This is a genomic window from Acetobacteraceae bacterium (genome assembly GCA_004843345.1).
Taxonomy (GTDB): Bacteria; Pseudomonadota; Alphaproteobacteria; order Acetobacterales; family Acetobacteraceae.
On sequence record CP039460.1, the window covers coordinates 1,714,451 to 1,740,590 of the forward strand.

At 41.6% G+C, this 26,140-nt stretch carries 26 protein-coding genes and 1 tRNA gene; 13 read left to right on the forward strand and 14 right to left on the reverse strand.

The genetic code is table 11. The features are described from left to right. Nucleotides 1-7 precede the first annotated feature (7 nt). The 9 genes from FAI40_08345 to FAI40_08385 form a co-directional block, all read right to left on the reverse strand. On the reverse strand, nt 8-775 hold the full coding sequence (locus FAI40_08345) for a conjugal transfer protein TrbF (protein ID QCE35337.1): 768 nt from the start codon (nt 773-775) through the stop codon (nt 8-10). Further along, the gene (locus FAI40_08350; protein QCE35338.1) at nt 727-3,312 is read right to left on the reverse strand and encodes a conjugal transfer protein TrbE; all 2,586 of its coding nucleotides are present in this window, start codon (nt 3,310-3,312) and stop codon (nt 727-729) included. The genes FAI40_08345 and FAI40_08350 overlap by 49 nt, the downstream gene beginning before the upstream one ends. 12 nt (nt 3,313-3,324) lie before the next feature. Further along, nucleotides 3,325-3,630 (reverse strand): conjugal transfer protein TrbD, encoded by a 306-nt coding sequence (locus FAI40_08355; GenBank protein QCE35339.1) that lies wholly within the window; start codon nt 3,628-3,630, stop codon nt 3,325-3,327. Beyond that, a complete protein-coding gene (locus FAI40_08360; protein ID QCE35340.1) occupies nt 3,627-4,169 on the reverse strand; it encodes a hypothetical protein in 543 nt (180 codons plus the stop codon). The genes FAI40_08355 and FAI40_08360 overlap by 4 nt, the downstream gene beginning before the upstream one ends. Further along, the gene (gene trbB, locus FAI40_08365; GenBank protein ID QCE35341.1) at nt 4,102-5,085 is read right to left on the reverse strand and encodes a P-type conjugative transfer ATPase TrbB; all 984 of its coding nucleotides are present in this window, start codon (nt 5,083-5,085) and stop codon (nt 4,102-4,104) included. The genes FAI40_08360 and trbB overlap by 68 nt, the downstream gene beginning before the upstream one ends. Before the next feature lie 138 nt (nt 5,086-5,223). Then, the gene (locus FAI40_08370) at nt 5,224-5,457 is read right to left on the reverse strand and encodes a hypothetical protein (GenBank protein QCE35342.1); all 234 of its coding nucleotides are present in this window, start codon (nt 5,455-5,457) and stop codon (nt 5,224-5,226) included. Between the two features lie 171 nt (nt 5,458-5,628). Continuing rightward, nucleotides 5,629-6,810 (reverse strand): hypothetical protein, encoded by a 1,182-nt coding sequence (locus FAI40_08375; protein ID QCE35343.1) that lies wholly within the window; start codon nt 6,808-6,810, stop codon nt 5,629-5,631. 116 nt (nt 6,811-6,926) lie between these two features. Further along, on the reverse strand, nt 6,927-7,289 hold the full coding sequence (locus tag FAI40_08380; GenBank protein QCE35344.1) for a hypothetical protein: 363 nt from the start codon (nt 7,287-7,289) through the stop codon (nt 6,927-6,929). A 155-nt stretch (nt 7,290-7,444) separates the two neighbouring features. Further along, a tRNA-Ser gene (locus tag FAI40_08385) sits at nt 7,445-7,534 on the reverse strand. Between the two features lie 116 nt (nt 7,535-7,650). Here FAI40_08385 and FAI40_08390 point away from each other — a divergent pair. The 9 genes from FAI40_08390 (at nt 7,651) to FAI40_08430 (ending at nt 15,787) form a co-directional block, all read left to right on the forward strand. Then, complete coding sequence (locus FAI40_08390; protein ID QCE35345.1) at nt 7,651-7,962, forward strand: P-II family nitrogen regulator; 312 nt, start codon at nt 7,651-7,653, stop codon at nt 7,960-7,962. 131 nt (nt 7,963-8,093) lie between these two features. Continuing rightward, nucleotides 8,094-9,380 carry an MFS transporter gene (locus FAI40_08395; protein QCE35346.1) on the forward strand — a complete coding sequence of 429 codons (1,287 nt, stop codon included), beginning with the start codon at nt 8,094-8,096 and terminating at the stop codon, nt 9,378-9,380. Nucleotides 9,381-9,441: 61 nt separating this feature from the next. Beyond that, on the forward strand, nt 9,442-10,713 hold the full coding sequence (locus FAI40_08400; GenBank protein QCE35794.1) for an ammonium transporter: 1,272 nt from the start codon (nt 9,442-9,444) through the stop codon (nt 10,711-10,713). A 151-nt stretch (nt 10,714-10,864) separates the two neighbouring features. Further along, on the forward strand, nt 10,865-12,295 hold the full coding sequence (locus FAI40_08405) for a signal recognition particle protein (GenBank protein QCE35347.1): 1,431 nt from the start codon (nt 10,865-10,867) through the stop codon (nt 12,293-12,295). A 63-nt stretch (nt 12,296-12,358) separates the two neighbouring features. Then, nucleotides 12,359-12,760: a 30S ribosomal protein S16 gene (gene rpsP / locus FAI40_08410; protein QCE35348.1), complete on the forward strand. Its 402-nt coding sequence runs from the start codon at nt 12,359-12,361 to the stop codon at nt 12,758-12,760. A gap of 51 nt (nt 12,761-12,811) precedes the next feature. Further along, nucleotides 12,812-13,345 (forward strand): 16S rRNA processing protein RimM, encoded by a 534-nt coding sequence (rimM, locus tag FAI40_08415; GenBank protein QCE35349.1) that lies wholly within the window; start codon nt 12,812-12,814, stop codon nt 13,343-13,345. Beyond that, nucleotides 13,342-14,043, forward strand: coding sequence for a tRNA (guanosine(37)-N1)-methyltransferase TrmD (gene trmD, locus FAI40_08420; GenBank protein QCE35350.1), 702 nt, complete (start codon nt 13,342-13,344; stop codon nt 14,041-14,043). The genes rimM and trmD overlap by 4 nt, the downstream gene beginning before the upstream one ends. A 101-nt stretch (nt 14,044-14,144) precedes the next feature. Next, the gene (locus FAI40_08425; protein QCE35351.1) at nt 14,145-14,567 is read left to right on the forward strand and encodes a 50S ribosomal protein L19; all 423 of its coding nucleotides are present in this window, start codon (nt 14,145-14,147) and stop codon (nt 14,565-14,567) included. 20 nt (nt 14,568-14,587) lie between these two features. Then, the gene (locus FAI40_08430) at nt 14,588-15,787 is read left to right on the forward strand and encodes a pyridoxal phosphate-dependent aminotransferase (GenBank protein ID QCE35352.1); all 1,200 of its coding nucleotides are present in this window, start codon (nt 14,588-14,590) and stop codon (nt 15,785-15,787) included. Nucleotides 15,788-15,954: 167 nt separating this feature from the next. On the opposite strand, the gene FAI40_08435 is transcribed toward FAI40_08430, so the two are convergent. The 3 genes from FAI40_08435 to FAI40_08445 all read right to left on the reverse strand — a co-directional run bounded on the left by FAI40_08435 (nt 15,955) and on the right by FAI40_08445 (nt 19,104). Then, entirely contained in the window at nt 15,955-17,418 is a 1,464-nt protein-coding gene (locus FAI40_08435; GenBank protein ID QCE35353.1) for a hypothetical protein, read from the reverse strand. A gap of 444 nt (nt 17,419-17,862) precedes the next feature. Further along, the gene (locus FAI40_08440) at nt 17,863-18,630 is read right to left on the reverse strand and encodes a thioredoxin family protein (GenBank protein QCE35354.1); all 768 of its coding nucleotides are present in this window, start codon (nt 18,628-18,630) and stop codon (nt 17,863-17,865) included. Between the two features lie 36 nt (nt 18,631-18,666). Then, nucleotides 18,667-19,104 (reverse strand): DUF423 domain-containing protein, encoded by a 438-nt coding sequence (locus tag FAI40_08445; GenBank protein ID QCE35355.1) that lies wholly within the window; start codon nt 19,102-19,104, stop codon nt 18,667-18,669. Nucleotides 19,105-19,403: 299 nt separating this feature from the next. Here FAI40_08445 and FAI40_08450 point away from each other — a divergent pair, with 299 nt between their 5' ends. After that, entirely contained in the window at nt 19,404-19,997 is a 594-nt protein-coding gene (locus tag FAI40_08450) for a hypothetical protein (protein QCE35356.1), read from the forward strand. A gap of 37 nt (nt 19,998-20,034) precedes the next feature. Here the strand turns inward: FAI40_08450 and FAI40_08455 are convergent, their stop codons facing one another. After that, a complete protein-coding gene (locus tag FAI40_08455) occupies nt 20,035-21,963 on the reverse strand; it encodes an oligopeptide transporter, OPT family (GenBank protein QCE35357.1) in 1,929 nt (642 codons plus the stop codon). A 221-nt stretch (nt 21,964-22,184) separates the two neighbouring features. Here FAI40_08455 and FAI40_08460 point away from each other — a divergent pair, with 221 nt between their 5' ends. Beyond that, nucleotides 22,185-23,192 (forward strand): hypothetical protein, encoded by a 1,008-nt coding sequence (locus FAI40_08460; GenBank protein ID QCE35358.1) that lies wholly within the window; start codon nt 22,185-22,187, stop codon nt 23,190-23,192. 218 nt (nt 23,193-23,410) lie between these two features. Beyond that, the gene (locus tag FAI40_08465; protein QCE35359.1) at nt 23,411-24,370 is read left to right on the forward strand and encodes a hypothetical protein; all 960 of its coding nucleotides are present in this window, start codon (nt 23,411-23,413) and stop codon (nt 24,368-24,370) included. Here FAI40_08465 and FAI40_08470 read toward each other — a convergent pair. Beyond that, entirely contained in the window at nt 24,351-24,959 is a 609-nt protein-coding gene (locus FAI40_08470) for a hypothetical protein (protein QCE35360.1), read from the reverse strand. The two genes, FAI40_08465 and FAI40_08470, sit on opposite strands and share 20 nt — an antisense overlap. A gap of 162 nt (nt 24,960-25,121) precedes the next feature. Between FAI40_08470 and ispH the strand changes: the two genes are divergently transcribed. Continuing rightward, complete coding sequence (gene ispH, locus FAI40_08475; protein ID QCE35361.1) at nt 25,122-26,138, forward strand: 4-hydroxy-3-methylbut-2-enyl diphosphate reductase; 1,017 nt, start codon at nt 25,122-25,124, stop codon at nt 26,136-26,138. Nucleotides 26,139-26,140 lie beyond the last annotated feature (2 nt).

A 26,140-nucleotide genomic window follows, 5' to 3' on the forward strand; every position in this document is an offset into this window, starting at 1 on the left:
TCCTGATTTAAGAAGCCCGAGACCAAGAGAAGGAAGGGATAAAAATCCCCAAAGGATTGAGGAGAAGATTTTCTTCATTTCCAGAAGAAACAGGTGGAATGATTTCCACTGTTATGAGTGCCTTCATTTTAAATTGTTGTTTGATTTGCCCATTTCTGGCGCGGACAATTTCTGTCCAATCTATTTGCCAAGTGGATGGAGATTCTTTGAGAACGGATGTGATGTTAATATCGACAATTGTGTTCAAGCCCCGTATTTCAGGGCGAAGATCAGATGCAAAGATTTCTTGAATTTTAGTATGGGCAGGGGTGCCTGTTAGGAGATGAGAATAGAGGCGTTTGGTAATACTTCTTTCCAACGTTTTGTCAGGAGAGACTGTTCGAATATCTTCAATCCATTGCGCAAGTGTCGCCTCTATAATGGCATCATTGACAGGACTTGGCGTACTAATCGTACCAAGCGCCACAGGGATATGGTTTGTCGGTACTTCCACGAGATAAGGGACAATTTTTACTTGGGTGGCAACGTAAACCATGCCGCCAACGGCAATAAAACTGACAAGCCAACTTCCCATCGCAAAGAGCTGCCAATTCAGTTTTTGGCTCACAAGGCTGCCTAGAATATCCCGATAGTTCTGTGGTCTATCCAGAATTTTAACCTTTGTCTTGGGTATTTCTTGTTTGGATTTTTGTGAACCGAACAAGTTCTTTAGGTTTTGAGGGAATGTCATAAAGCAATTTCTTTCTGTGGAATTTTGGGAGTGTTTGCCGGCCATAGAACATTACGCTCATCAAGCCAGTGTTCGACCCAGTCATAGCCATGTTCTTTTTGAAGTTTTTTAATTCGGGAAATAGAAATTTTGTCACTGCAAGCGACAAAGGAGAGAGCGAATTCACCGAGAGCCAGTTCAAAAAGTCTTTGACCTTCTTCAGAGAAGAAATAATATTCTCGTTTTTGAATACCTTGAGAGATGATCTCGATTTGTCGATCATTTAGGCCGAATTTACGGTAAGTTTTTGTGTCATGGACAGCCGAAGGATTGGGCAGAAAGATCTTTGTTTGACAGCTTTCAATCAGAACATCCAAAATGCCACTTCTATCCGCATCCGAAAGGCTTTGGGTGGCGAGGATAACCGAGCAATTCGCTTTTCTAAGCACTTTGAGCCATTCACGGATTTTTTCTCGAAACACAGGGTTACCTAGCATGATCCAGGCTTCGTCTAAGATGATGTAAGCGGGTTGGCCTTTAAGTGCTTTTTCAATCCGCCGAAAGAGGTAGAGGAGGACAGGCATCCGAAACTCTTCTGAGAGCTCCATGAGTTCCTCGATCTCAAAGACGTTAAAATCGGCAAAAGCGAGTGTGTCTGTGTCCGCAGAGAGGAGATGAGAATGACTGCCGCCAATAATATAGGGGGCGAGAACATCTCGAATAGTGGTATCTGCAACAAGATTTTCAAAAGCAGACAGGGAGGTTTCTCCCTTGATATTCGCCATTTTTTGAATGGCTTCAGCGATAGATTTCATCTGCTGGGGGGTAGGATCAATCTTATTAAGGTTAAGAATGTCTTTGATCCAACCAATTGCCCAGGCCTGATCGCTTTTTGTCTCTAAAAATTGAAGAGGGGCAAAAGAGAGCGTGCTTTCATCACTGCCAACTTCATAATGCTGTCCTGATTTTCCTTGTGTTGCGGCATTGATGGCCGCACAGAGTGGATACATGGACATGCCTTTATCAAAGGCAAAAAGGGTAGCGCCTTCATAGCGTCTTGCTTGAGCTTCCATAATGGCTAATAGGGTGGATTTACCTGCGCCTGTTGGCCCCAAAATCAGCATGTGCCCGACATCACCGCGATGGTTATTGCAGTAAAAAACTTCTGCACCTTGGGTTACGCATTGCATTAAAGCAGGGCTATTGGGTGGAAACTTATCACAAGGCGCAACAGGGCTTCCCGACCAGATCGCATTTGTGGGCAGCATATCGCCAATATTGCGTGTGTTGACGATAGGTCTTCTGACATTTGCAATGGCATCGCCTGGCAAAGCGCCAAAGAACGCATCTAATGTATTAAAAGTCTCTATTCTAGCGAGAAAACCTAATTGATTGATCCTTGCGGCAACTTGCTTGGAATATTCTCCAAGTTGTTTTTTATTTTCATGTCTTAGGATAACGCCAGAAGTGAAAAAGGCTTGGGATACTTCTTGAGAACGTGTTTCTGCGAGTGCCGCAATGGCATCTGCTTCCATTTTCTGGGCATCTAAATCTGGATTACTATGGTCGTTTAGGAATTGTGCACGCATCCCATAGATTTTCTGACGCCATTTTTTACGCTGTTTATCGTAAACGCCAATTGCATCATGTTCTGCCAGCATGATGCAACGGCTAGAAAAACGGCATTCAATCGGGAGCTGGGTTAAAACATTGAGAATGCCTGGGGTTGAAGATTCAGGAAAACCTTCAATCGCAACAAACTGGGTATATTTTCCAGCAATATGGGGCACTTTGCCAGGGATCATTTCCTGGGAGCCGATCAAATAATCAATGAAGGAAGGATCAGCAGGAAAACGAACACGGTCATTTACCCCCGTGATGCAGTAACGCAAATACTCCAGCAATCTGCTAAATTTAACTTCACTTCCATCCTTTTGTGGGACGACATAAGATCCAAGCCGTTCCAGTTTGAGGGACGAAGAAAGTGCTTCTTTAAATTTTTCCAAACCTTCCTTGAATTTTTGTAAATTTTCTTGAGCGTGTTTTTCAGGCGTTGCATCAACCTCATCTTTATCCACGAAAAGGTCGGTGTATTTTTTAGTGAGAAGGGCTGGTGGTAAAAAGCCAAGAGAAAAGGTAAATCCTGTATTAAATAAGGCACCTTTCCCCTCAAAGAGTGCACGTCTTTCTTCATCTATCGCTTCTGTGAGAGGATCGTTAAAGTGACTAGCGTCTTTAGGGAAATAATTGGGAACCTGTACACGTGAAGCATCGACATGGAGTGTCCAGCCATCTCCTAATTGCGCAAGTGCTCTGTTAGTGATTTCACTGAGGTAGTTTCTTTCTGAGGCTGTGGAACTATCAATATCCTTGCCACGATAAGCAAAGACAGCTAGCAGGGAACCGTCTTTGCATAAGAGAGTGTCATCTTCAATCAATTCTTGATAGAGAAGCTTATCTGGAAAGGCCGTTTCTGTGGTTCGGAACTGATTGAGTTTTATATGGTTTCCTGCCTGCTTAACGAGCTGTGCGTAGCATACAAATAAAATTGAAAAGATAATCAATAGGTCGATAGGACAGGTGATAAGGAGGAAGAAAAGCATCTAAATCCCTTCTCAGCGTTTCAAGTTAAGATGAGGGATACAAAAAGGGGTGCTTCTTGCAGGATAAAAATCTTGGGGATAGCTACCAATATATCTGAGATAGACAAGGCGCATTTGTGGGTCGTGGGCGATTAAACGCAACGAATAGAAAATGATAAGCCAGAGCGTCAAAGAAATAGCTCCAGCTCTCCAGTCCATTGGTACAAGGGCGAGAATTCCAAGAGCCGCTCCTGAAATCAGGAGTACTTCTCGGTCGCATCCCATAAAGAGGGTGGTTCTCGTTGCAGATTTGCGGAAAGAGGTTACCCTTAAAGTCATGACAAAGCCTGAGAGGTTAAGGGAAAAAGAGCTTTTTCTGTTGAATAAAGACCTGTTGGTGCTTGGTTTTGATTGGCAATATCAATTTGCGCCATCGAAACAGGGATCATTGCACCGCCTGGGGAAAGCTTTGTGACAACGGTATCGGCAAAGAGAAGAATGCCGCCAACCAGGCAGAAGGTCATCATATGTCTGACAAAGCCATTCATATCGCTTCCACCGTGAATGTATGGATAAAGTCCAACGGCAATCCCAATCACCATGATGGCATGGGCAACGGGGCCTGTAAGAGAGCGTTGAATGGTTTGAATAGACGTTTCATAAGGCATTTGGGTGCCGCCCATGGTTGCTGCATGGACTAAATTTGGTGCGAGTGTAAAAACGCCTAACAGAAGGGCAAATGTGCCTATTTCTAAAAGAGGGAAAGAACGTTTTGATCTGCTTGTTGTCATGAAAATTTCCTTTTCTGGATTAAGCGATTGGCGTTGTAAGGAATTCTTGGGCTTGTCGATCCCACTTATTGACCCGAATGATTTCATTTACGCGGCGAATGCCTTTTGATGTTTTTTCCATGAAAACAACGAGGTTGACCGCCTCTGCGATCATCGGTTCAATAAATCTTGGTGCGTTCTGGTTTTCGGAGACGTAACTCACGAGTTTGGAGAGGCCTAGAAGGGCACTATCTGCGTGAATGGTTGAAAAACCGCCTGGATGGCCTGTATTTAGAGCTTTAAGCAGGCCTAACGCTGCGCCGTCACGAACTTCCCCAACAATCAGTCTGCTTGGGTTCAGTCGGAGGCTAATTCTTAATAATTCTTCGAGACCGCCTTCTTTTTCGGCGTACATTTGGACTTTATCTTCGGAAGAAATTTGAAGCTCATAAGAGCGCTCTTCCATCGTGATAATGCGGTCTTCTGGTGTGAGAGAAGAGACGGCATGAAGCAAGGCATTAAGGAAGGTTGTTTTACCTGATCCTGTACCACCGACAACAATGATAGATTTTTTATCTCTGCCGTTATTTTCGCCACGGATAGCTTCTTTTAAAACCTCAGATTGTCTTTGTGTGATACCGCCATTTTGAATGTAATCTTCTAACGTAAAAATCTTTGTTGGTTTTTTACGCAGTGCAAATGTCGCATTACGAACATAGGGAGGGTAAACACCTTCAAAACGTGAATCATCTAAGGGAAAGTTGCATTCTAATTTGGGATAACGATCATTGACGATTTTTCCGTGATAAGAAGCCACAAGATCTACAATGATTTTGGCGTTCAGAGGGGAGATTTTGCCTACAATGGACTTTTCAATACCGAAGCCTTCAATGAAAAGATTTCCATCGGGGTTAAGCATGATGTCTGTGACATTTGGATTGTCTAGAGGATCAAGAATAAGTTCGCCACAACGTCGTTTTAGGCGTTCAATTGTATCTCTCTGTTTTGTTTCACGATTAGGCATTAAAAAACCTCGACGAAGGAATCGAGGCTTTTAAAAAGAAAACAAAGTCTCGAACTAAAGAGTCAATATTTTCTTAATATTATTTTTAAAAGTAAAATGCAAATGACTTTTTCCTTTTAAAGTAAATTTTGTTTGATGTTACTTTTTTGAAAAATCGTGTTCTTGAATAAGCCATTCCACAGAAACATTTAAGATTTTTGCAACTTTTTCTATTGTTTTTAATTTTGGATTAGCGCTGGGTTTTAAGAGGCAATAAACAGTATTGGCTGCAAGGAATAGCTCTCCCTCGCGGTTGATAAGAAATTTCACATCTTTTCCAGTTGTTTTTAAAAGATATAAAATGTTTTTGCTTAAATTTTCAGCCTCTTTCATTGGCTTTCCTTCTTTTTAAAAATAAAAACCCTAGAGGATTTCTAGAGTTTTTATTTTATAAAGTAAAATTTTGGAAGGAAAAATAGAAATAGATCATTAAAGCTGGGAGTGTTTTAAATAAAAAATACAGTTTAGGACAACTCTATTACGTCCCATTTTTATTAAAAGTTTTTAAAGAATTTGAGAAACGGTCTTCAGATAAGAAAGCGTTTCTTCCATATTTAATGTTCCGTTTTTATCTACTTTGATGGGCTTGAATGTGATTTTAGCGACGTGTGTTGAGCCTCTTTCCGTATGATTGGTAATAAAATCTTCTTTTATATTGATATTTAAGTTTGAGGCTGTTTTTTTTAATATTTCTAGATATTCTCGGCGTTCTTCTTCAGAGATGTCTTCTTTTTTAGGATTTTTAAGACAAACATCTAAACGGATAATTGTAGGGATGTAATTATTTTTGTTTTTCCAAGATTTAATTCGCAGATGGCTTGTAAGATGTTTCCATGGTTTATAGCCAAAGTCTGCATAATTAAAAACACGACGTTCTTCCGTTGAGTGTTCCCAACATGAATACCAAAAAAGATCTGAAAAGTATGTTTCTAAATGGATAAGAAAAGCTTGAAGTTCTAAATAACGCCACTTTTGAATTGGAATGTTTTGATAGTTTTCGTAATGGAATTGACGCTCTTTCAATGCTGTCAAAAAATCTTGGAAACTCTCGTCGCTTGTGAATAACTCTTGAGAACTTCCTAAGAAGGCAAGTAGTTCTGTTCGATTGATGAGAACATATCCTTCTTTTTTTACTTTGTTGTATTCAGAGCGACTGATGTTTCCTGTTTTTATATAAAATTTAATGATATTAGCTTGAGGATAGGTTTTTTCAATATTTGTTGTATACCTTTCCAGTTGAAAATTGTTGGGCACACTATCAACTTTATCTTCAATTAAGAAAATCAAATTTTTGTTAATTTCAACAATAAGATCTGTATTTTTAGACTGTTTTACAACAGAAATCCTGTCGTAAAGGGGAGTGTTGATGTTGGCCTTTTTACAAAGAAAAGAGATAAAATTTCTACCAGTTTGTGATACTTGATCATCAATTTTGTTGGTAGATATAAAAAGGGAAAATAAGAAACTATCTTGAGTAGTTTCATTAAGGATGTATTTGCAGAGCCTTTCCTTTTTGCAAGAAGGGGAAGTGGAGTTATTGCTTACCGTTGGCTCTAAGGAAGAGGTGGGAGTTGAGAGAGTTGAAGAAATTGCTTTTGCATCTTGATTTTGGATACTTGAATTGTTTTGGAAGCTATTTTTGAAAATCTTAAGGGCACGTAAGAATTTTGATAAAAATGGAAACATTTTCTAATTTCTCTGTGAGACTATGACGTTAATGTAATCCAGCTTAATAGACTTCAGTTTATGTCTCACATTAAACAAGCCTAAATAAACATACGATGAGATTTGTGTCTAAGAACTCAAGATGAGGTGAATTTCTTTCGAGTACTTTCAATCAGAAGGCATTTTTTGTCATACTTATCGCGCATGCAAAAAGCCTCAAATTCTGGGATTATACCTATATACAATTCGTGATTTTTAGGGAGTTTTTCTTCGGCTTCGATTTTTTTAGGGAATCTAGAAGAATCAAATAAAATTGGTAGGGGAACGCCTAAAACGCGAGCGACTTCTTCCATCGTTTGGATTTTTGGATTGGAATCAGGTTTTAAAAGAGCATAGGTTGCATGGACAGATAAGCCTGTTTCTTGCGCGAGCCAATTGGCCGTTTTGCCAATTTGTTTAAGAATTCTACTAACATTCTCTGCAAAAACTTCATTGTACACTTCTACAATGCTCCGATTCTGTTTTTTGCGATCTTGGCTATATTTAAAATTAGCTAGAAATTATGTCATTTTCTTTACTGCTATTTTTCATAAGAAAATGACAGCAACATGCTTTTTATCAAAATCCCTGAATTCTCTCTAATCCATAAAGCCTGTGGCGGAGAGGGTGGGATTCGAACCCACGGTAGGCTTGCACCTACGCCGGTTTTCAAGACCGGTGCCTTAAACCGCTCGACCACCTCTCCGTAAATATATTTCCCTTATAAAGACTATTTCGCTTGAAAGGTAAAGGGAAATTTAGAATATAATGTGAAATATAGAATTATTTTCCTTTATTTTAACCTCATTAAAGTCTTGTTCTATGAAACTTTTGACGACGATTTTTCAAGCACACCAATTGGATTCCGTCCGTACAGCTCTAATTGAAACGGGCTTTTCTGCGATGACTGTTACATCTGTTCGGGGAGCCGGCGTACATAAGGGGACAACGGCTACTTACCGTGGGGCAATTTATAAAGATGAGTTTAGTGATTGCATTCAAATCGATCTCGCAATTGAAGCGGCGCAGGTTGAAAAGGCAATTGAGGTGATCCGCACCGTTATCAGTTCGGAGGAGGATGGGGTTCTCTGGGTGAGGCCTTTGGAGCGATTTATACATTTTCATAAGCGATAATTAAAAATTACATGAGAATCTGAGGGTAAAATGAGCGTATTAAACCTGCACCTAATCAAGAAAAAGAAAACGGGGTGGGGAATGCGCCTTCATTGTCGGACTTTCCTTTTGCAAAAAAGAGGGCACGGAAGATGAAAGCTTTAATTGCGCTCATGGCAGCGACCCTGCTGCAATGCTCCTTTATTGGCATGGTGATGCCTGTTTTACCTCTTTTTATTGATAAAAAACTTCATTATGGGACAGCCGTTGCGGGGGCGGTGAATTCTTTGCAATTCATTGTAATGCTCTTCTCCCGTTTTTGTGCTGGACGTATTTCAGATTCAAATGGTCCTCACTATGCAATGGGTTTTGGAGCATTTAGCGCAGCTGCAGCTGGTATTTTTTATATTTTTGCGTGTTTTTTTACAAAATTACCTTCCGTCTCAATTGTTTTTCTTGTTGCGGGGTGCGGTCTTCAAGGATGGGCGCAAAGTATGCTTGTGACAGGGGCTGTGGCTGGCGGCGTCGATGTTACGGATCAGGAAAAGAAAAAAGATGTCGCAACCGCCAAGGGACAAAAGAGAAAGGGTAAAAAGCCTAAACCTGCGCAGGGGGCGGGTTCTGCGATTGGCTGGATTGGACTATGCGTTTTTGGGGGATTGATTTTAGGGGCGCCAGCAGGAACGTTTCTTTATCAAAAAGTAAATTTTCTGGTTATTGGCGCTTTGTTAGGCGTTTTTTCTGCCATTTTAGGGATTTGGTGCTTTAAATCATCTTTTTTGGGTCGCATTTTTTCGCAGGAAGAAGAGTTAGAAGAGCAGGATCAAATTGTCGAGAAAAAATCTTTATCATCTAAAGAAGTTTTGAAAATCGTTTGGTTTCCTGGTCTTTGTTTTGGGTTTTGTGCTGTTGCCCATGGGTTAGTCATGACTTACGGTTCTCTTCTTTTCTCAGAGCATCATTGGGCTCCTTTGTGGTTTTCTTTTGCGTTTTTTGGTGGAGGATTGATGATTTCAAGGGTGACACTTGGCTATCTTCCAGATGTTTGGGGAGGAGAAAAGACAGCTATTTTATCTTCTGTTTTGGAGGTTATAGGTTTTCTTCTCATCGGTTTCTTTCCATGTAAAACTTGCGTTCTTTTAGGAATTTTTTTGCTGGGATTTGGTTTTTCTTTTGCATTTCCTGCCTTTGCGCTTTTGTGCTTGTCGGAAAAGCATGCCAAGAGCAAAGGAATTCTTATCGGTGTCTGTAATGCTGTTGGCGATGGTATCAGGGGTGGAGGAATTCTGTTTTTAGGGATGCTTTCAACCCATTTTGGTTTTAAAGGTGTTTTTTTGGCTGGTGGTCTGGTTGCTGTTTTTGGGGGTGTTGGTGCAGTTATGATGCATAAGAGAAGTAGGAAGCAGGATGTCATAAAAGAAGAGACTGCTTTGCTTTGAAAAAAGGAAAAGTTAGGGCACTTTTAAGATTCTTTAAGGGGTAGATATGGAAATTGTGAACCTGCACCAGATCAATACAGGAGATACGGCGTGGGTCATGCTCTCTTCTATTCTTGTGCTTTTGATGAGTTTGCCAGGGATCGGGCTTTTTTATTCAGGAATGGTGCGCCGTAAAAACGTTTTGGCAACATTGGTGCAGCCATTTGCGGCCTGTGCGATTATTTCGCTTCTGTGGATTACTGTGGGGTATTCTCTCACATTTTCCTATAGTCCTGATTGGATTTCGCCTTGGATTGGCGGTTTCGGAGATGTGGGGCTGAAAAATCTTCTATCCCATTTTAATGAGGCTTTTACGCTTGGTGCGGGACAGCAAGGCGCAGTCGAAACCCGTATTCCAGAATCTGTTTTTGTTTTATTTCAGATGAATTTTGCGGTGATTGCGCCGGCACTTCTGGTGGGGGCGTTGGCTGGAAGGACACGTTTTTCTGCTATTTGTGTCTTTATTACCTTGTGGAGTCTCTGTGTGTATGTGCCTGTTGCCCATTGGGTCTGGTCACCTTCAGGATGGATGGCACGCATGGGAGCGATTGATTATGCTGGTGGAACGGTGGTGCATGTGACATCTGGGATTTCGGGGCTGATTGCTGCGTATTTAATGGGGCCGAGAAAAGGTCTTGGAACAGAAGATTTCTCACCATGGAATCTTTCTTACACGCTGATGGGGGCGGCTTTTCTTATTGTTGGCTGGTTTGGTTTTAATGCAGGTTCGGCAATGGGTGCAAATGGAAGAGCAGGAATGGCGATCCTTGCAACGCAGGCTTCTTGTGCAAGCGGTGCGCTTATGTGGGGGATTTTAGAATGGAAAACTGTTGGCAAGCCCACAGCGCTCGGAATTGTTTCTGGTGCTTTAGCGGGGTTGGTCGGTATTACGCCAGCGGCTGGGTTTGTTTTACCGTTAAGCGCTCTGTTTATCGGCTTTGTAACGTCTTTGGCATGTTGGTGGTCTGTGACACGGTTAAAGCCTGCCTTGGGATATGATGACACATTGGATGCTTTTGGCATTCATGGCGTTGGTGGTATTTTAGGGGGTGTTTTAACTGGAGCACTGGCTTGTGGAACACTTACAGCGAGTCAAGAAGACCCTTTAGGGATCTGGGGAGGTTTTAGTTTGATGGGTAAGCAAGCCATAGCGTGTGGTGCAACGATTTTATGGGCTGGGCTTGTGACGGTTGTTCTTTATAAGCTTGTGGATTTTCTCTTTTCATTGCGTGTGGATGTTGATGATGAGCATCAAGGAATGGATATTACGCAACATGGGGAGCGTCTTAATTAGATAAGTCTGAATTGTTGGGTCTGGTGGAAACTTGACGCTGGGAGAAGACTGATTTAAAAGAGTGGAATAATCTGGTCCCGTCACTCTGCGAAGGCTCGCACAGTGGCGCTTTTGGCTTGCAGTAAAAAAAGCTTATTTAAGGAATAAAAGTTTGTTCGATCGGCTATCGCAACGGATGAGCAATGTTTTTGAAGGAGTTTCCCGTAACGGAACGCTTTCAGAGGCAGACGTAAAACAGGCAATGCGTGAAGCACGCCTTGCAATGTTGGAGGCAGACGTTGCTCTTCCTGTCGTCCGAAATTTTGTTTCTAAGGTTCGTGAAGCGGCTGTCGGTCAAGAGGTTGTTGAAGGCGTTTCCGCTGGGCAGACCGTTGCTAAAATTATCAATGATACATTGATTGAAGTTTTAGGGGGCGCTGAGACAAAAACCTTAAATATTGGTGCGCCACCTTCTATCATTTTAATGGCAGGTTTGCAGGGCGCTGGTAAAACAACAACAGCAGGCAAGCTTGCTTATCGTTTAGCGCAAAAGGAAAATAAGCGCACCTTGCTTGCAAGTTTGGACGTTTATCGTCCAGCAGCACAGCTTCAGCTGACGCGTTTGGCAGAGCAGGCAAGTCTTACAACCGCTGGAAAAGTTGTGGCTTTGCCTATTGTTGAGGGAGAAAAGCCTGCTCAGATTACAAAGCGTGCAATGGATATGGCAAAGCGTGAAGGCTTTGATATCCTGATTTTAGATACTGCGGGGCGTTTGTCGATAGATGAAACGCTCATGGCAGAGATTAAAGAGATTTCTGAACTTTCTAAGCCTCAGGAAACGCTTCTTGTTGTCGATGCGATGACAGGGCAGGATGCTGCGAATACTGCAAAAGCTTTCCACGAGACGATTCATTTAACGGGTGTAGTTTTGAGTCGTATGGATGGGGATGCGCGCGGTGGCGCGGCTCTGTCGATGAAAGAGGTTTCAGGAGCGCCGATTAAATTTTTAGGGCTGGGTGAAAAACTCGAGGCTCTGGAAGTCTTCCATGCGGATCGTATGGCGAGCCGTATTCTTGGTCTTGGCGATGTCGCTGGTCTGGTGGAAACTGTTGAGGAGCGCCTAGATCAAGAGGAGGGGGAACGTGTTGCTAAACGTATGGCAGCAGGTGAGTTTGATCTCGAAGATTATCTTTCGCAGATTAAGCAATTATCACGATTAGGCTCTATTTCCGGTATTTTAGGCATGTTGCCTGGAATGGGAAAACTGAAGGGTTTGATTGAAGATAAGGGTATGGATACGTCTTTCTTAAAGAAGCATGAAGTTATTATTTCTTCTATGACACGGCAGGAGCGTAAAAATCCCGACATTATTAAAGCATCTCGTAAAAAGCGTATTGCAGCGGGGGCAGGTGTGGATGTTGCAGCTGTTAATCGCCTCTTAAAGCAATTTACAGAGATGTCAAAAATGATGAAACGTGTCCGGAAAATGGGCATGGCTGGTTTGTTCGGTGGCAATAGAGATATGGCCGCAATGGGTAAAATGCTTGGTGGTAATTCTGCCGCTGAGGGTTTGCCAAAAATGCCGAATTTTCCGAAGAAATAAATGAAGTTTTTAAAACGTGTAAAAGCGTTTTGAGTGTAGCAGACAAAAATAGGAGTAGTCTGAATGAGTGTTAAAATTCGTTTGGCCCGTGGGGGTTCCAAGCATCGTCCATATTATCACATTGTTATTGCGGATAGCCGTTCTCCACGTGATGGCCGTTTTATTGAGAATGTTGGCCACTATAATCCAATGTTGCCTTCTGATCATGCGGAACGTGTTGCGCTTGTTGAAGACCGTATTAAGCATTGGCTTTCTGTCGGTGCATTGCCAACGGACCGTGTCGCACGTTTTCTAGGAAACGCTGGCATCATTGAGAAACCAAAATATAATGAGCAGCCAAAGAAATCTGCGCCTAAGAAGAAGGCTCAAGAGCGTCTAGCTGCGCTTAAAGCAAAAGAAGAGAAAGCTGCCGTAGAAGCAAAGGCTGCTGCTGAAGCCTCCGCAGAAGAAGGTAAAGAAGCCTAAGATATTCTCAATTTTTTCTAATTGCGATTAAAAACAGGCTTAATGACGCTCATGAGCAATTCTTCCAAAATCGAAGCTGCCTATATTCGTCGGGCACATGGTCTTTCTGGACGTGTGCAGGTGCAGTCCTTGCTTGAGGATTCCAAGTTATTGGAAAATGTACCTTTTTTAGAAGACGATAAAGGGATGAAGTGGCATCTCAGTTGGGAAGGGAAAAATATTGCAAGCCTTAGAAATGAGGCTGGCACTTCCCCGAAAGACAGAGATGAAGCACAAGCTTTGATCGGAACAAAACTTTATATTTTGAGAGATTTTTTTAAAGATCTTCCCAAAGATGAGTTTTATCATGCAGATTTGGTAGGTTTAACAGCCTTTGATGATGCAGGGAAAAAGCTCGGTAAAGTCAATCTTGTCCATGATTATGGCGCAGGGGTTAGCCTCGAACTGTCCAATGGCTCATTGATTCCCTTTACACCTTCTTGCGTGCCAGAAGTTTCGATTGAGGCTGGGAAGATTACGGTCGTTCAACCTTCTGAAATTGAAGTGACAGGTTCACTCGATGGAGAAGTCGAGGTGCGTGAATGAGCAATTTTTGGCAGGCTGATATTGTCACATTGTTCCCTGAAATGTTTCCAGGTCCTTTAGGGTGTTCTCTTGCAGGAACGGCTCTAAAAAAAGGTATTTGGTCGTGTGAAACGCATGATTTGCGTGAACATGGGATTGGTGTGCATCGTAATGTCGATGATCAGCCTTATGGTGGTGGAAGTGGCATGGTTATTCGTCCAGATGTGCTTGAAAGTGCATTGAAGACGGTTAAAAAAGCGGAAGATAATCGTCCTGTTGTTTATTTTACGCCACGCGGTAAACGTTTGGAACAAAAGATAGCAGAGGAATTATCACAAGGTGATGGGGTTATTCTGCTTTGTGGGCGCTTTGAAGGAATTGATGAGCGTTTCTTAGAAAAAAACAAAATTACTGAATTAAGTTTAGGGGATTTTGTTTTGTCAGGCGGAGAAATACCAGCACTTGCTTTGCTCGATAGCTGTATTCGTCTTTTGCCAGGCGTGATGGGATCAGAAGAAAGTTTGAAAGAAGAAAGTTTTTCAAATGGTCTTTTAGAGTATCCCCAATATACACGCCCAGCAAATTGGGATGGCTTGGAAGTGCCAGAAGTTTTGCTTTCAGGTAATCATGCGGCCATTAGGGAATGGCGGGCTGAAAAATCTTTGGAAGCCACGCAAAAGCGCCGTCCAGATCTTTTGGAGAAGAGAGTAGGTTTTTAAAAGTAAGTGGAAGAAACATTTTTGGAAGTTGCCTTAGAGCATCTCTAGAAAACATTGAAAATTGAGTATATTTTAAGAGTTCAGAAATAAGGATCATTGTGATGAATATTGTAGAAGCATTTGAAGCGCGCGAAGTTGAACGCCTTTCTGGCAAGCGTGCCATTCCTGTTTTCACTCCAGGGGACACTGTCCGTGTTGGTGTGCGTGTTATTGAAGGTACACGTGAGCGTGTTCAGGTTTTTGAAGGTGTCGTTATCGCACGTTCAAATAAATCCCTAAACAGCAATTTTACGGTTCGTAAAATTTCTAACGGTGAGGGTGTGGAACGTGTTTTCCCACTTTATGCCCCTTCAATTGATTCCATTGAAGTTGTTCGCCGTGGTAAAGTCCGCCGTGCGAAACTTTATTACTTGCGTGAACGTTCTGGTAAATCTGCGCGTATTGCAGAACGTACCCGTGGCGTTAAAAGTAAAGCTGTTCGTAAGGCTGAAGCAGCCGCCGCTAAAGCAGCTGCCGCTTCTTAATTGAAGAGTAGGTTCTTTAGATGAAACTGGCATCCCGTCTTTTAGAGCTTCCTGAATCGGCGACCTTGAAGGCTGCTGCGCGTGCAAGAGAATTGCGGGCGCAGGGGAAAGATATTCTTTCCCTCGCTTTGGGGGAGCCGGATTTTCCTTCTCCGGCGTCAACGCTTGGAGGAGTTGAGAAAATTCTTTCAGAAGGCAGGACGGGATATCCCCCTTTGCGGGGGATGCCAGATCTCCTCGAAAAAATTCGGGAAAAGTTTGAATCTCAAAATGGGATTAAAACAAAAATAAACCAATTAATGGTTGGAAATGGTGGAAAGCAGCTTCTGTTTAATGCCTGCTTAGCTGTCATTAATTCAGGGGATGAGGTTATTATTCCTGCCCCTTATTGGGTAAGCTATCCGCTAACGGTTCAGTTTTCTGGTGGAAAATCTGTGATTATTGAGACGTTGGAAGAGAATAATTTTCATCCAACAGTTGCACAGATAGAAGCTGCTATTACGCCAAAAACAAAAGTTCTTATTCTTAACTCCCCTTCAAATCCAACAGGGGCTGTGCTTTCAAAAGAAGAGTTAGAGCAGATTGCTCAATTAATGCGTAAATATCCAGAAATTTGGATTTTTACCGATGAGATGTATGAGCATCTCACTTTTGATGGTCAAAAATCATATTCTCTTTCAGCCATTGCGCCAGACATGTCAGATCGTATTTTGACAATGAATGGCATGAGCAAGGCTTATTCTATGACAGGGTGGCGTGTTGGCTTTGCGCATGGTCCAGAGGAGCTTATTTCTGCAATGATGGTTTTGCAGGGGAATAGTACTTCTGGTATTTGCGCTCCAGCGCAAGGCGCTGCTCTAGCCGCTTTAAATGATGGTTTAAGCGGTGTAGAGAAGATGCGTCTGACTTATGAAAAGCGCCGTGATCTCCTTCTTTCTCATTTAGCTGATGTTCCTGGGCTTTCTTGCCGGAAACCGGAAGGTGCTTTTTACGCATTTACAAATGTTGAGAAGTGGCTTGGAAAAACAACAAAAGCAGGTACTCTTCTTGAGGATGATTCTGAAATTGTAAATGCTCTTTTAGAAGAGGTCGGTTTAGCTGTTGTGCATGGGTCTGCTTTTGGGAAAGCGGGTTATTTACGTCTTTCTTTTGCGGCTTCGGATGAAGATTTAATTGAAGGCTGTCAACGTTTAAAATCGTTCGCAGAAACGCTTCAATAGACTGACAGCCTCTTCTATAAAGAGGCTTCCAACAAGTTACTATCTGCTCAGAGATTATTTTTATTTTAATAGGCATTAAGAAGCTCTGTTTTCCTATTATTAACGTATCTATTGATTGTTTCTTGTTGCAAAAAAAAAAGCCCCATTATGGGGCTTTTTTTATCTTGTTAATGTACAACAACCCAGATCATATTTTCATCTTTATAGATGGAGTAAACGGCCGTGTTAATGACAGGATCCTGAGGTTTCGTTCTTCCTGTTGTGTCCCAGCAAAAGCGGGAAACAGCATTGTCAATACTGAAGCGACTTTCAAAAAAGCCAGGCAAGTGAGACCAGACCTCAGTCGTGTCAACAATCCCGTTACTGTGAGCATAGCGGTTTCTTAAGTTACTTTTTTTGATATATCCTTCCATGCTCCATTGAGCATTAGGATTTTCTGACATGAATGCGTTGAGGTCTCTCGCGATTGGCGCCATGTTAAAGTCAAGATTATGAAATTCTGCCGCAAGCGCATTGTGGAGTTCTACAATATTAACAGTACCTACCCAAAGCAATACAACAGAAAACCCGATTTGAATTTTTTCTGCTAATGCAGAACGATTTAATTTGGTTAAAATGCAATTAACTTGGAGTAGCGGAAGTAAAAGTAAAAAGCTAAAGGATAACAGTAGGCGCGGTTCAAACATTGGACTGCTTAGGGGAAGATAACATCCAAATAGTGAGATAATTAAGCCTACTGGAAGACAGACCACTAAGGCAATTTTGGTGTAGAGCGTCCTTTTTGACATAAAAACTAAAATGAAAAAGCTAATAAGATAAATAATTAGTGTCGCTTTTATAGGGTAGAAGATAGGGCCATTAAGGCATTGCTCTAGAAAATGATAAAAGTTCACGATATTGGAAGAGACACCCGTGATAATTTGACCTTTTGGATATGTCGCTAAATGTTTTTCAAGATAGTCTTGTGGATGTGCAAAAATTTTATAGGTCAAAAGACCGACAATAAGAACACCGCCAGAAATAAGGGCGTTTCTAACTATTTTTTTTAGATCTTTATCTTCATCATTGATAATTGAAATATATGTATTAAAGAATAGGCAGATGACAAATAAATGAATTGCAGGCTGGTAGGTGAGGAGAGACAAGGCCATCCAGAGACTTGCGATTAAAAAATAGCCTAAAGATCTATTGAGGCTGCACTTAAATGCCACCACTGCTAATAACATCGCAGCAGACATTGTAAAACTATCAAAAACCCAAACTAAGTTTGCAGCGAGTATAGGACTGAAGAGGGGAACGAGAGCAATTAAATTATAATATTTATTTTCGTTTTCTTTTTGATAGATACTTATAAAAACAAGCGCAGACAACGTTATTAAAATAGAGCCAGCAATTTGTGAAAGCGGTGAAAGCGGCAGAAAGCCTGTTCCTAATGTTAGGAGCTGATAAAGGACAGTACTCATTGGTCTGCCATCAAAGTCCCATCCATTAAACCAGTCATATCCTACGGCGGCCCTCATAGGGTCATCCATAATCCAAGGCGTTCCATTGCCAGCTATATAGTAGCCATAGATTGCAGCAATGAGGAGAATAAAGCATTTAGTATTACTGTTAAAATATTTAGAAATCATCTGTTACTCTTTGACAGTCATTTGTCTAAATAATCACCTGATTGAAATTTCAGTCAGGATCATAGGTTCAATTACATTGATCTCTACCATTATTGACAGAGTGATTGATTCCTAAAGGGAGCTAACAGGCATCAATATTGAGCTTTTTCTTTTATTATCTTTGGTCGGTTAAGGCATAATACTTTACCCTCTTCCTATAGCGGAATAAAGTTTTTTAAGGCAATAAGCTTATAACATTAGATACGAAAAAAGAGTGCTTGATGTTGAAAAGCAATAGCTCTGTGCTTTATTTGTAGACAATTTTTATTGTGGGGATTTCCTTAAACGCTATTTGATTAAATTCCTTTAAACAATCTTTAAAAAAGAAAAGGGATCGGTACAATATAAAACAGCCGAAGTAAAAATACTTTGGCCGTTTTATGAGCGTGGCTTTAAGGTTTTTTATTACTGAACAGGAACTGTTCGTATAATTTCACCGTCTTGATAAGCGCTGGAACTAACAGGCTGTCCTTTTCTAAGGGCTTGTTTTTGCGCTTTTTCTTGAGCTTTCTCCATTTGTTCTGCTTTTGCCGCAAGATGTTCAGCATGAATAGCTTTTTCTGTATTTTGAAGCTCAAGCTGCTGTGCCGCTGGCGCACGAGAGGCCCAAATATTGAGAAGATCTCCAATTTCTTGAGATTTCATGCTTTGTGCATTACTGAAAGCCTCTGTGCCATCAGCATTTAAAACCGTATTGCGAGGGGTCAGAGCCAAAACCGTTGGCAGGGCTTTTATAACCGTATTATAAGGTTTTGCCAGATCCATATTACGGTTAAATTTACCTTCTTTTTTACTGACATTAATATTTACAACGACAAAAGTTTGATCAATCCAAGGTTTGAGTTCTTCTAGATTAAAGACCCCCGCTAAAGTGTCACAATCAGCAGACCAGTTTGCGCCAAAAACAAGAAGGACAAGTTTGTGTTTTTTAGCTGCCGTTTTAAAGGCTTCTTTTAGATCACTTTCGGCATGACCTTGGGAAGGATAGGAATTTTTGATGGGTAAGGCTTTTGGGCGGATAAAGTTTGGGAATGTCGCAGCTTCTTTTGGCATATCAGCGACATAGACTTGTTGCGGAACAGGTGTTGCTTCTGCTTTGAAAGTGAGGAGTGAAAAAGCCCCAAGACCGAGTAACAGGGCAGAGCGTAATGTACGGACAGGAAGAAAAGTCATTTTTATGAAACTTTCAACAGTGAGAGGCTAATTTTTTCAATCAGAATATCTATGAGAATTTTTTCTTAATACTCCAGAAATACAGATAAAAGTTGGCATAATCCAGCCCAGCATTTGAAGTATAGCGCCTAAAGGGGTGAAAAAGGTAGTGGAAATCATTCCAAATGCTAAGAGGGTAAGGGTTGAGGAAAATAATATTGTCCCAAAAAGAACCAGTAAAGATGCCAAAAGCCATTTTTTAGCTTCGTTTTTACGGCATAAAGGTGTGAGAGGCACAAGACTTAACAAGATCGTGCCAAAAGATTGAATTAAGAGAGTATTGCCTGCCAGTTTCAGGTAATGCCTGTGATTTATATTAAGAAAGTAAGAATCTGGAAGATGTGCAGAGATTGCTTGTAAAGTAATGGCAAGCGCAATTAAGATTCCTGAAAAGGCAAAAATAAAGCGTATGATAGGAAGATATTTTTCATTCATTTTTAGCAAGATTTCCCTAGAAAGATGATAGAAGGCTGATGTAAAAAGGTTTTTTTGAAATTGATTTGATTTTAGAGTGGAGAGTGACTATTCTCCAAAATATACACGATGGCATGAATGGCTTAGAGACTTTATTTAGAAGTAATAAGTGCAGAGAAGATGTTCCATTGTTTGATTTTCTGTTTAAAGAATTCAAATACGCCATGAAAGGCGTATTTCTAACACTCTCTACGAAAGAGGGATTGTTTTTCTCCATTAAGTGACTGAAAATATTTTCAGTTTAAGGAAAGGGAAGTTGTTTGGCTTTCGATAGTTTTAGAGGGAATGAGGCTGATGAAGAGTTTGAAAAATCAGCATTAACAGAAGATTCTCTACGTTTAGCGCTTTCTAAATTAGGGGGCAAAAATGAACAAAAACGCTCTCGCTCCAGTAAAGCACGTTCTTCTAGTCCACCAGCACGGCGTAAATTTGTAGAGGAGGATTCTGTTGTTGTTGAAAAACTCCCTTCACGCTTATCTCTTTCAAGTTCACGCATTGTGGGAGGGCTCGGCACGCTTCGGGCACCTAAAGAAAAGAAAGAAGAGGATGGCTCTGAGGATCTTCTTTCAGATTTAAAGGCGCAGCTTAAAGTTTTTGAAAAACGACAGAAAGTTTTAGAAGAGCGTCAATCTGACTTAGAAAACGCGCTTGAAGAAATGAGAATGTTATTAAAGCGGAAAAATCAAGCCGTTTCCCGATATGATGAAGAAAAGATCTCCGAGAATGTTCAGGAGAAAGTCAAAATAAAAAAAACGCAGGAGAAGATTTTATCTGCTTCAGATGAGGAGTTATCTGCGGCGATACCGATTAAGTTAAAAGAAGATGCCGATCCTGTTGAATGGTGGAAAGCTTAAAAAAAGACCGTCTTTTAGACGGTCTTTTTTTTGAAGTCTAGGAAGGGTCAGCTTTTCTCGCCTGATGAATGAACCAGAGAGAGGAGAGTATAAAGAGGGTGCTTCCTACGAAAAGTTGTACCAGCTGAGGGCTGAACGGGAGAGAAATCGCTAAACTATTGGGTGATCTAGAGAAAAGCGTGATAAGCGCTAATCCAATCCCAGCAAAACTCTCACCGACGATAAATCCTGCTGCAGCCATTGTGCCGCTTCGGGTCACTTTTTTGCCTGTGAAAATCGCAATGAGTGCGCCTAAAGCCATGCCAAAAGAGACGCTGGCAGGAAAATAGAGTCCCATTCCAACGGCAAGGGGTGGAAGAGAAGGTTTTTCTTTCATATGGCTTAAATGTTTTTTTGCGAATTTTTTAATAAAAAAATCACAAATAATTAAAATAACACCTAAAAATCCACCAATGCCAAGCATTGTCCAGTCCATTTGATGTAGAATAATTTTTTTGGCAAGGGAAGCCATCAGGAGAGGTTGCGGTGGGGTGAGCGCCGCACTTTGATCCATGTCGGGGCGTGGAAAATGCCCTTCAAAACCATAGGCTTGGTAAAGAAGATTTAAGACAGGCGCAACGGTGGCAGCACCCACAGTGCAACCAACAAGAAGAGAAATTTGCTGTGCCCGAGGGCTTGCGCCCAGCAAAGCACCTGTTTTTAAATCTTGCAGATTATCATTGGCCATGGCCGAGGCAGCAATGATCGCAGTTAGAAGAAAGAGGGAGTAGGCTAAAGCTGCAGGAGAGTCTGTTACATTTAACAAGCCCGTTTCTTGAAGGCTTGCCATTGCAAATGCAAGAAAAAGAATAGCGAGAATAGCTGCGCCTGAGATTGGTGAAGAAGAAGAGCCTAAAAGACCAGCCATATAGCCGCAAGCACTGGAGACAATAAAACCAATACCAATCCAAATAATTGCCCCGATTAAAACGAGTAAAAGGGTTTGAATGAGTGTGAGATTTGTTCCTAGAAATTCAAAACATAGAAAGCTAAAGAGTGAAATTGCAGCAACACCTAAAAGAATGAGTGTGCTAGGGGCTAAATCACGTTCTTTATGGGGAACAGAAAGATGCGAGCTGGCAGAGAGAACATGTCTGATGCTGCGGATAAGGGGCAAAGTGAGGCGAAGAATAATCCAAAAGGAAGCCGTCGCAATAATGCCTGCGGCAATATATTTAACTTCATTTTTCCATAAAAGAGGGGCAGCATGAACTGGGTCAGCGATAGGATGAAGCGTTAGAAGGAGTGGAACGATAACATCCCATGCAAGAAAAGATCCAAGAACACAAGCCGCAGCGCCCCATGGACCAACAAAATAGCCAATCCCTAACAGGGCAAGCGAAAATCCGCCTTCAATACGGAAAGCCATCGCACCACATTTCCATGCTCTGATAAAGCCGTCACTGGCGAGATGAAGTGCAGAGGTTAAAAACGTGCAGAGAACAGAAATTAACGTTCCGAGGAAGAGTGTCATGGTCTCGGCTCGGCTCTTGCTTTGCTCTTGCTCACCACTTTCCAGAATGACAGCGCAAGCCGTGCCTTCAGGGTAGGGAAGGTCACTTTCTAAAACCAGGCATCTCCTTAGGGGGACAGTAAAAAGAACGCCTGCTACCCCTCCAGCTAAGGTAATTAAGGCCGTTTCCCAGTAAGGAAATTTTTGCCACCACCCAATCATAACCAAGGCAGGTAACGTCATGAACACGGCAGATAAACATCCTGCGGCGGAAGCTTGCGTCTGTACCAAATTATTTTCAAGGATTGTGCCGCGTCCACCTCTTCTGAGAACGGCCATAGAAATAATGGCCGCAGGAATAGAGGAGGCGACTGTCATTCCGAGGCGCATACCCATATAAAGATTTGCGACTGTAAAAATAACGGTAATTAGAGCGCCAAGAAAAAGCCCTCGCAGGGTAAGCTCACGGGACAAATCAAAATCCTTTGGTTAAAGCCTTTTTATTTGGGTAATTGTCGTCTTTACCATCTCATTCTAAAAAGGAGAAAGGACTAATCTAAAAAAAAGCATGAAAAAAGCAAGGAAAACGATTATTGCTCTCCCCATTTTCAAATGATTTTTTTGGCTCAACGTTTCAGTGGAAGTCTAAGCCCCTTAAAATTTTGCATGTGGGGGATTTCTTTTTTGATTCGAAAATGAATTCGCCATCACAGTTTCAAACGTCAGGAAAAATCAATAATGGGCTTATCCGTAATGGTCATCATTTGATTCCTTTCCCGTATCGAGAGGTAGGTCGGCGAGGTTTGGGAAAATACTTCTCTTTTTGCAAGAGGCAGGTGCTTGATACAATTTTAACGCATTTTGTAGCGTCTGCTGATCCAGATTTTTTATTGCTTTCGCATAGTGCTGAGATTTCTCCAATTGCCTTGAAAGAGGTGAAAGTTAAATATCCCAGGCTTAAAATCGCTCAATGGTGTGGAGATGCTTTATTCGAGGGAAAGACAGTTCAAAAATTACAAGAAAAATATCCCTATTGTGATGCGACTTTTGTCTCGACAGCCTCCTCTTTGACAAAGAAAAGTTTAGGAGAAGAAAAAGGGATTTATTTTTTGCCAAATCCTGTTGATCTCTCGGTTGAAAAAGAAAGAAATTTTAGAAAGTCATTTTTGCCAAAAGATATTTTTCTTTCAGTTGGAAACGAAGAAGATAGCAGAGAAATTTGTGGAGAAGCTTGGAAAATGAAAGAATTCTTTGCTTTTCTTTCTAAAAACTTGCCACATAAAACACGTTTTTCTCTCGCTGGGGTTGGGGGGGAGAAATATGCTTCTGGTGCAGCGTATGATTTTCTTCTGAAGCAGGCCGCTATTGGGTTAAATCTTAGCCGAAAAGGAAATGAGCGCTTTTATAGTTCTGATCGTATGAGTCATATTGTGGGAAATGGGCTTTTATGTGCGCAGGAAAGGGAGAGTTCTTTTAATGTTTTTTTTTCGGAGGAGGAGATGCTCTTTTTTTCTTCAAAAGAAGAATTATTAGAAAAACTGATTTATTTTATGAATCATCCGCAAGAGCGGCAGAAAGTCGCCCAACGAGGCTGGCAGAAATACGCAACATTTTTTAATGAAAGCGCTATTGCAGATTATTTGTTGAAAGCGACTTTGCAGATTTTAAAACCGAACGAACATTCATGGCATTTACTGTCTTAAATTTTTTAAAGCACCCGCTTACAAATTGGCCATGCTTTTTTTTGTACTTTTTTGGGGTAGGCTTTCTTTCGCCTTCCTTACCTTTCTGGGCGCTTTGCTTTTATTTATTTTTTATTCCTAGATTTTTTTTCCATCTTTCTCAAAAACAATTTTTTCCTAAATTAAGCATTGAGGAAAATACGCTCCCACTTTTTTTCTTGCTGCTTTGTTTTGTTTGGGTGGGAGGAATTTCGTGTTTTTGGAGTATTTTTGAAAATCACAGTTGGAAATGGCTTATTGATTTTACCTGTACACTGCTTTTTTTGTGGGGGGCGTGGGAGGCGCTTCGAAATAATGAATCGTTTTTAGAGAAGCTTCTTTGGACGGTTATTATTGGAAGTGCTTTTAATGAATTTTTAGGGATTTTTTTACGTTTCATTGGACAAAATACAGATTCTTTCGCACCCGATAGAGTGCCAGGGTGGGGGGTGTTCTATCCGATTGTTTTTGCAGGTGATCTCGCAGGGCTGAGTATTTTGTCGCTTATTTTTTTGCGTTATCGGAATAATCTGTTTTTACGAACGCACAAAGTGCTTGCGTTTGCTCTTTTTGCCTTAAATCTTCTTTTTTTATTTCTGACAGGATGCCGTATGGCTTGTCTGGCGCTTTGTTGCGCTTCTTTGCTGGCTTTGGGATTTTGGCGAAAAAAGAGGCTTCTTTTGTGTTTGGGAGTTCCTCTTCTTGCGATTGCCTTTGTGGCAAAACCGCTACTTCCTTTTTTAGGAAGAGGGGATAGCGGTCATGTTGAGATTTGGCGGAAAGGATTTGCAGGATGTTTTTTGCATCCTTGGATTGGAGAGGGCGTAAGGCTTCAGATGAAGATTGCAAATGGACAAGGGGGATTTTTTCCACATCCGCATAGTTTTTTTATTGCGCTTTTTTGGCAGGCTGGCGGCATTGGTTTTTTTCTGTTTTTTTTAAGCCTTATCAGTTTGTTTTTTATAGGGCTTAGAAAAGCTGGAAATGAAGTGGGGATGTGCTTTGTCGTTTACGCTCTATTGTGTGGTGCAACAGACCTTTCTTTTGTTTTTAAAGGCCCTTCAGAGGAATGGATTTTGATTTGGCTTCCATTCCTTTTATCGGCGGGATTTGTATCAGCAAAGAATCAGGAGTTTCGCCTTAAAACCCGTGACGTGTGAAGGTTTCACGTTCCATATGTTCACGGTTGTATCGGAGCTGTGTTTCCGTGAGTTGGAAACCAACCATGAGCGTATAGTCATTGACTTGAGGGTCTCCACCTGCTGGGAGGTCAATGTAGCGGACAGGGGCTTTGAAAGCGAGATTTTCATTGTTATTGGAAAAAGTTCCAAAGGTTGGAAAAACCTGTTTCGTAATAATTTTTCCGTCCCGCACAACCGCAATGAAATAAGGCACATCAAATTTGTTGGATTGTGAAGCAGGGCCTCTTTCCGCACGGAAGCTTACGCTGACATCGACACGTGTCATCGGACGTTTTTTCGAATCAGGCATGCCTTCACGGCAAACGCCATTAACTTCTGTAATTTGCGCTTGGTGCATTAAGTGGGAAAGGTCTTGGTCTTTCCCAGGCTCCCAAGCCACAATGTCTCCTGTTCCTAGAGGAACTTCAACTTCAGGACATGCTGGGGCAAACCCTGTGCTGTCATCTTGATCTACGCAGCCGGAAAGTGTGAGCAGAGAACATAAAGAGCCTGAAAGGACAGCAAGAGAGCGGAAGGTGAGGTATTTTTTAAAAAAAGGAGCGTGCATGTGAGAAATCATTAAAAGAAAGTTCTTCGTATGGTACGGAAATCTTGGTTTTTTAGATAGCATTTTAATGCCGAAACAGAAAATAGGGGGACTATTTTCTGTTTTTTTCGTAATAACAAGGGAATTATTTCTCTGCCGTGAAGAATTCGGAGTCGTTATTTTATGACCACAACATCTTATGCAACTACTCAAAGCTTGGATGAAACTCTTCCGCCTTTGCGCGTGTTACTCGCAGGGCCAAGGGGGTTTTGTGCAGGCGTTGATCGGGCTATTCGGGTTGTTGAAGAAGCATTGCGGCGTTATGGCGCCCCTGTCTATGTCCGCCATGAAATCGTTCACAACCGTACTGTTGTAGAAGGTTTAGAGGCCAAGGGGGCTATTTTTGTTGAAGAGCTGGATGAGGTTCCAAGCAATGCCCATGTTGTTTTTTCTGCCCATGGTGTTCCTAAGTCTGTGCCACTCGAAGCGGAAACGCGTAATCTCATTTATTTAGATGCAACCTGCCCACTTGTGTCTAAAGTTCACCGTGAGGCTGAACGGCATTTTGCAGGTGGCGGAGAGGAAAGCCGTCATATTATCCTTATTGGACATCATGGACATCCAGAGGTTGTCGGGACAATGGGACAGTTACCACAAGGGGCTGTTACGTTAATTGACAGTGTTGATGAGGCTCAAAAATATCAGCCAAAAGACCCTGAAAAGTTAGCCTTTATTACACAGACAACGCTTTCCGTTGACGATACAGCGGATATTGTGGCTATTTTGAGAGAACGTTTTCCAAATATTGAAGGCCCTAAGCGTGAGGATATTTGCTATGCAACAACTAATCGCCAGCAAGCCGTTAAAGAATTGGCGACAGAATGTGATTTGGTCATCGTGATTGGTGCTCCCAACTCTTCAAATTCTCAACGTCTGCGTGAGGTTGCCGAGCGAAAAGGTGCTAAAAAAGCAATTTTAGTCCCGAAATTAGCAGAGATGGATTGGGAAGCTCTGAAAGGTGTAAAGACGCTTGGCATTACAGCAGGAGCGTCTGCACCAGAAATTTTGGTTCAGGAAATTTTAGAAGCGTTGGGGAAACGTTATACGCTCCAGATTGAAGAAAGAATTGTAAAAAAAGAGCGTGTAAAATTTCGTTTACCGTATCCACTTTCGGAAGCAGAAGAGGAAGAAAGTGAATAAAT

Bases quoted from the DNA above. Each gene is read 5' to 3' on its own strand.
- FAI40_08435 (QCE35353.1), bottom strand. From the start codon at position 17,418: ATGATTTCTAAATATTTTAACAGTAATACTAAATGCTTTATTCTCCTC.
- FAI40_08345 (QCE35337.1), bottom strand. From the start codon at position 775: ATGGCCGGCAAACACTCCCAAAATTCCACAGAAAGAAATTGCTTTATG.
- trbB (QCE35341.1), bottom strand. From the start codon at position 5,085: ATGCCTAATCGTGAAACAAAACAGAGAGATACAATTGAACGCCTAAAA.
- rimM (QCE35349.1), top strand. From the start codon at position 12,812: ATGAGCAATTCTTCCAAAATCGAAGCTGCCTATATTCGTCGGGCACAT.
- FAI40_08390 (QCE35345.1), top strand. From the start codon at position 7,651: ATGAAACTTTTGACGACGATTTTTCAAGCACACCAATTGGATTCCGTC.
- FAI40_08445 (QCE35355.1), bottom strand. From the start codon at position 19,104: ATGAATGAAAAATATCTTCCTATCATACGCTTTATTTTTGCCTTTTCA.
- trmD (QCE35350.1), top strand. From the start codon at position 13,342: ATGAGCAATTTTTGGCAGGCTGATATTGTCACATTGTTCCCTGAAATG.
- FAI40_08395 (QCE35346.1), top strand. From the start codon at position 8,094: ATGAAAGCTTTAATTGCGCTCATGGCAGCGACCCTGCTGCAATGCTCC.
- FAI40_08460 (QCE35358.1), top strand. From the start codon at position 22,185: ATGAATTCGCCATCACAGTTTCAAACGTCAGGAAAAATCAATAATGGG.
- FAI40_08355 (QCE35339.1), bottom strand. From the start codon at position 3,630: ATGACTTTAAGGGTAACCTCTTTCCGCAAATCTGCAACGAGAACCACC.
- rpsP (QCE35348.1), top strand. From the start codon at position 12,359: ATGAGTGTTAAAATTCGTTTGGCCCGTGGGGGTTCCAAGCATCGTCCA.
- FAI40_08350 (QCE35338.1), bottom strand. From the start codon at position 3,312: ATGCTTTTCTTCCTCCTTATCACCTGTCCTATCGACCTATTGATTATC.
- FAI40_08440 (QCE35354.1), bottom strand. From the start codon at position 18,630: ATGACTTTTCTTCCTGTCCGTACATTACGCTCTGCCCTGTTACTCGGT.
- FAI40_08470 (QCE35360.1), bottom strand. From the start codon at position 24,959: ATGCACGCTCCTTTTTTTAAAAAATACCTCACCTTCCGCTCTCTTGCT.
- ispH (QCE35361.1), top strand. From the start codon at position 25,122: ATGACCACAACATCTTATGCAACTACTCAAAGCTTGGATGAAACTCTT.
- FAI40_08425 (QCE35351.1), top strand. From the start codon at position 14,145: ATGAATATTGTAGAAGCATTTGAAGCGCGCGAAGTTGAACGCCTTTCT.
- FAI40_08360 (QCE35340.1), bottom strand. From the start codon at position 4,169: ATGAAATCATTCGGGTCAATAAGTGGGATCGACAAGCCCAAGAATTCC.
- FAI40_08375 (QCE35343.1), bottom strand. From the start codon at position 6,810: ATGTTTCCATTTTTATCAAAATTCTTACGTGCCCTTAAGATTTTCAAA.
- FAI40_08370 (QCE35342.1), bottom strand. From the start codon at position 5,457: ATGAAAGAGGCTGAAAATTTAAGCAAAAACATTTTATATCTTTTAAAA.
- FAI40_08430 (QCE35352.1), top strand. From the start codon at position 14,588: ATGAAACTGGCATCCCGTCTTTTAGAGCTTCCTGAATCGGCGACCTTG.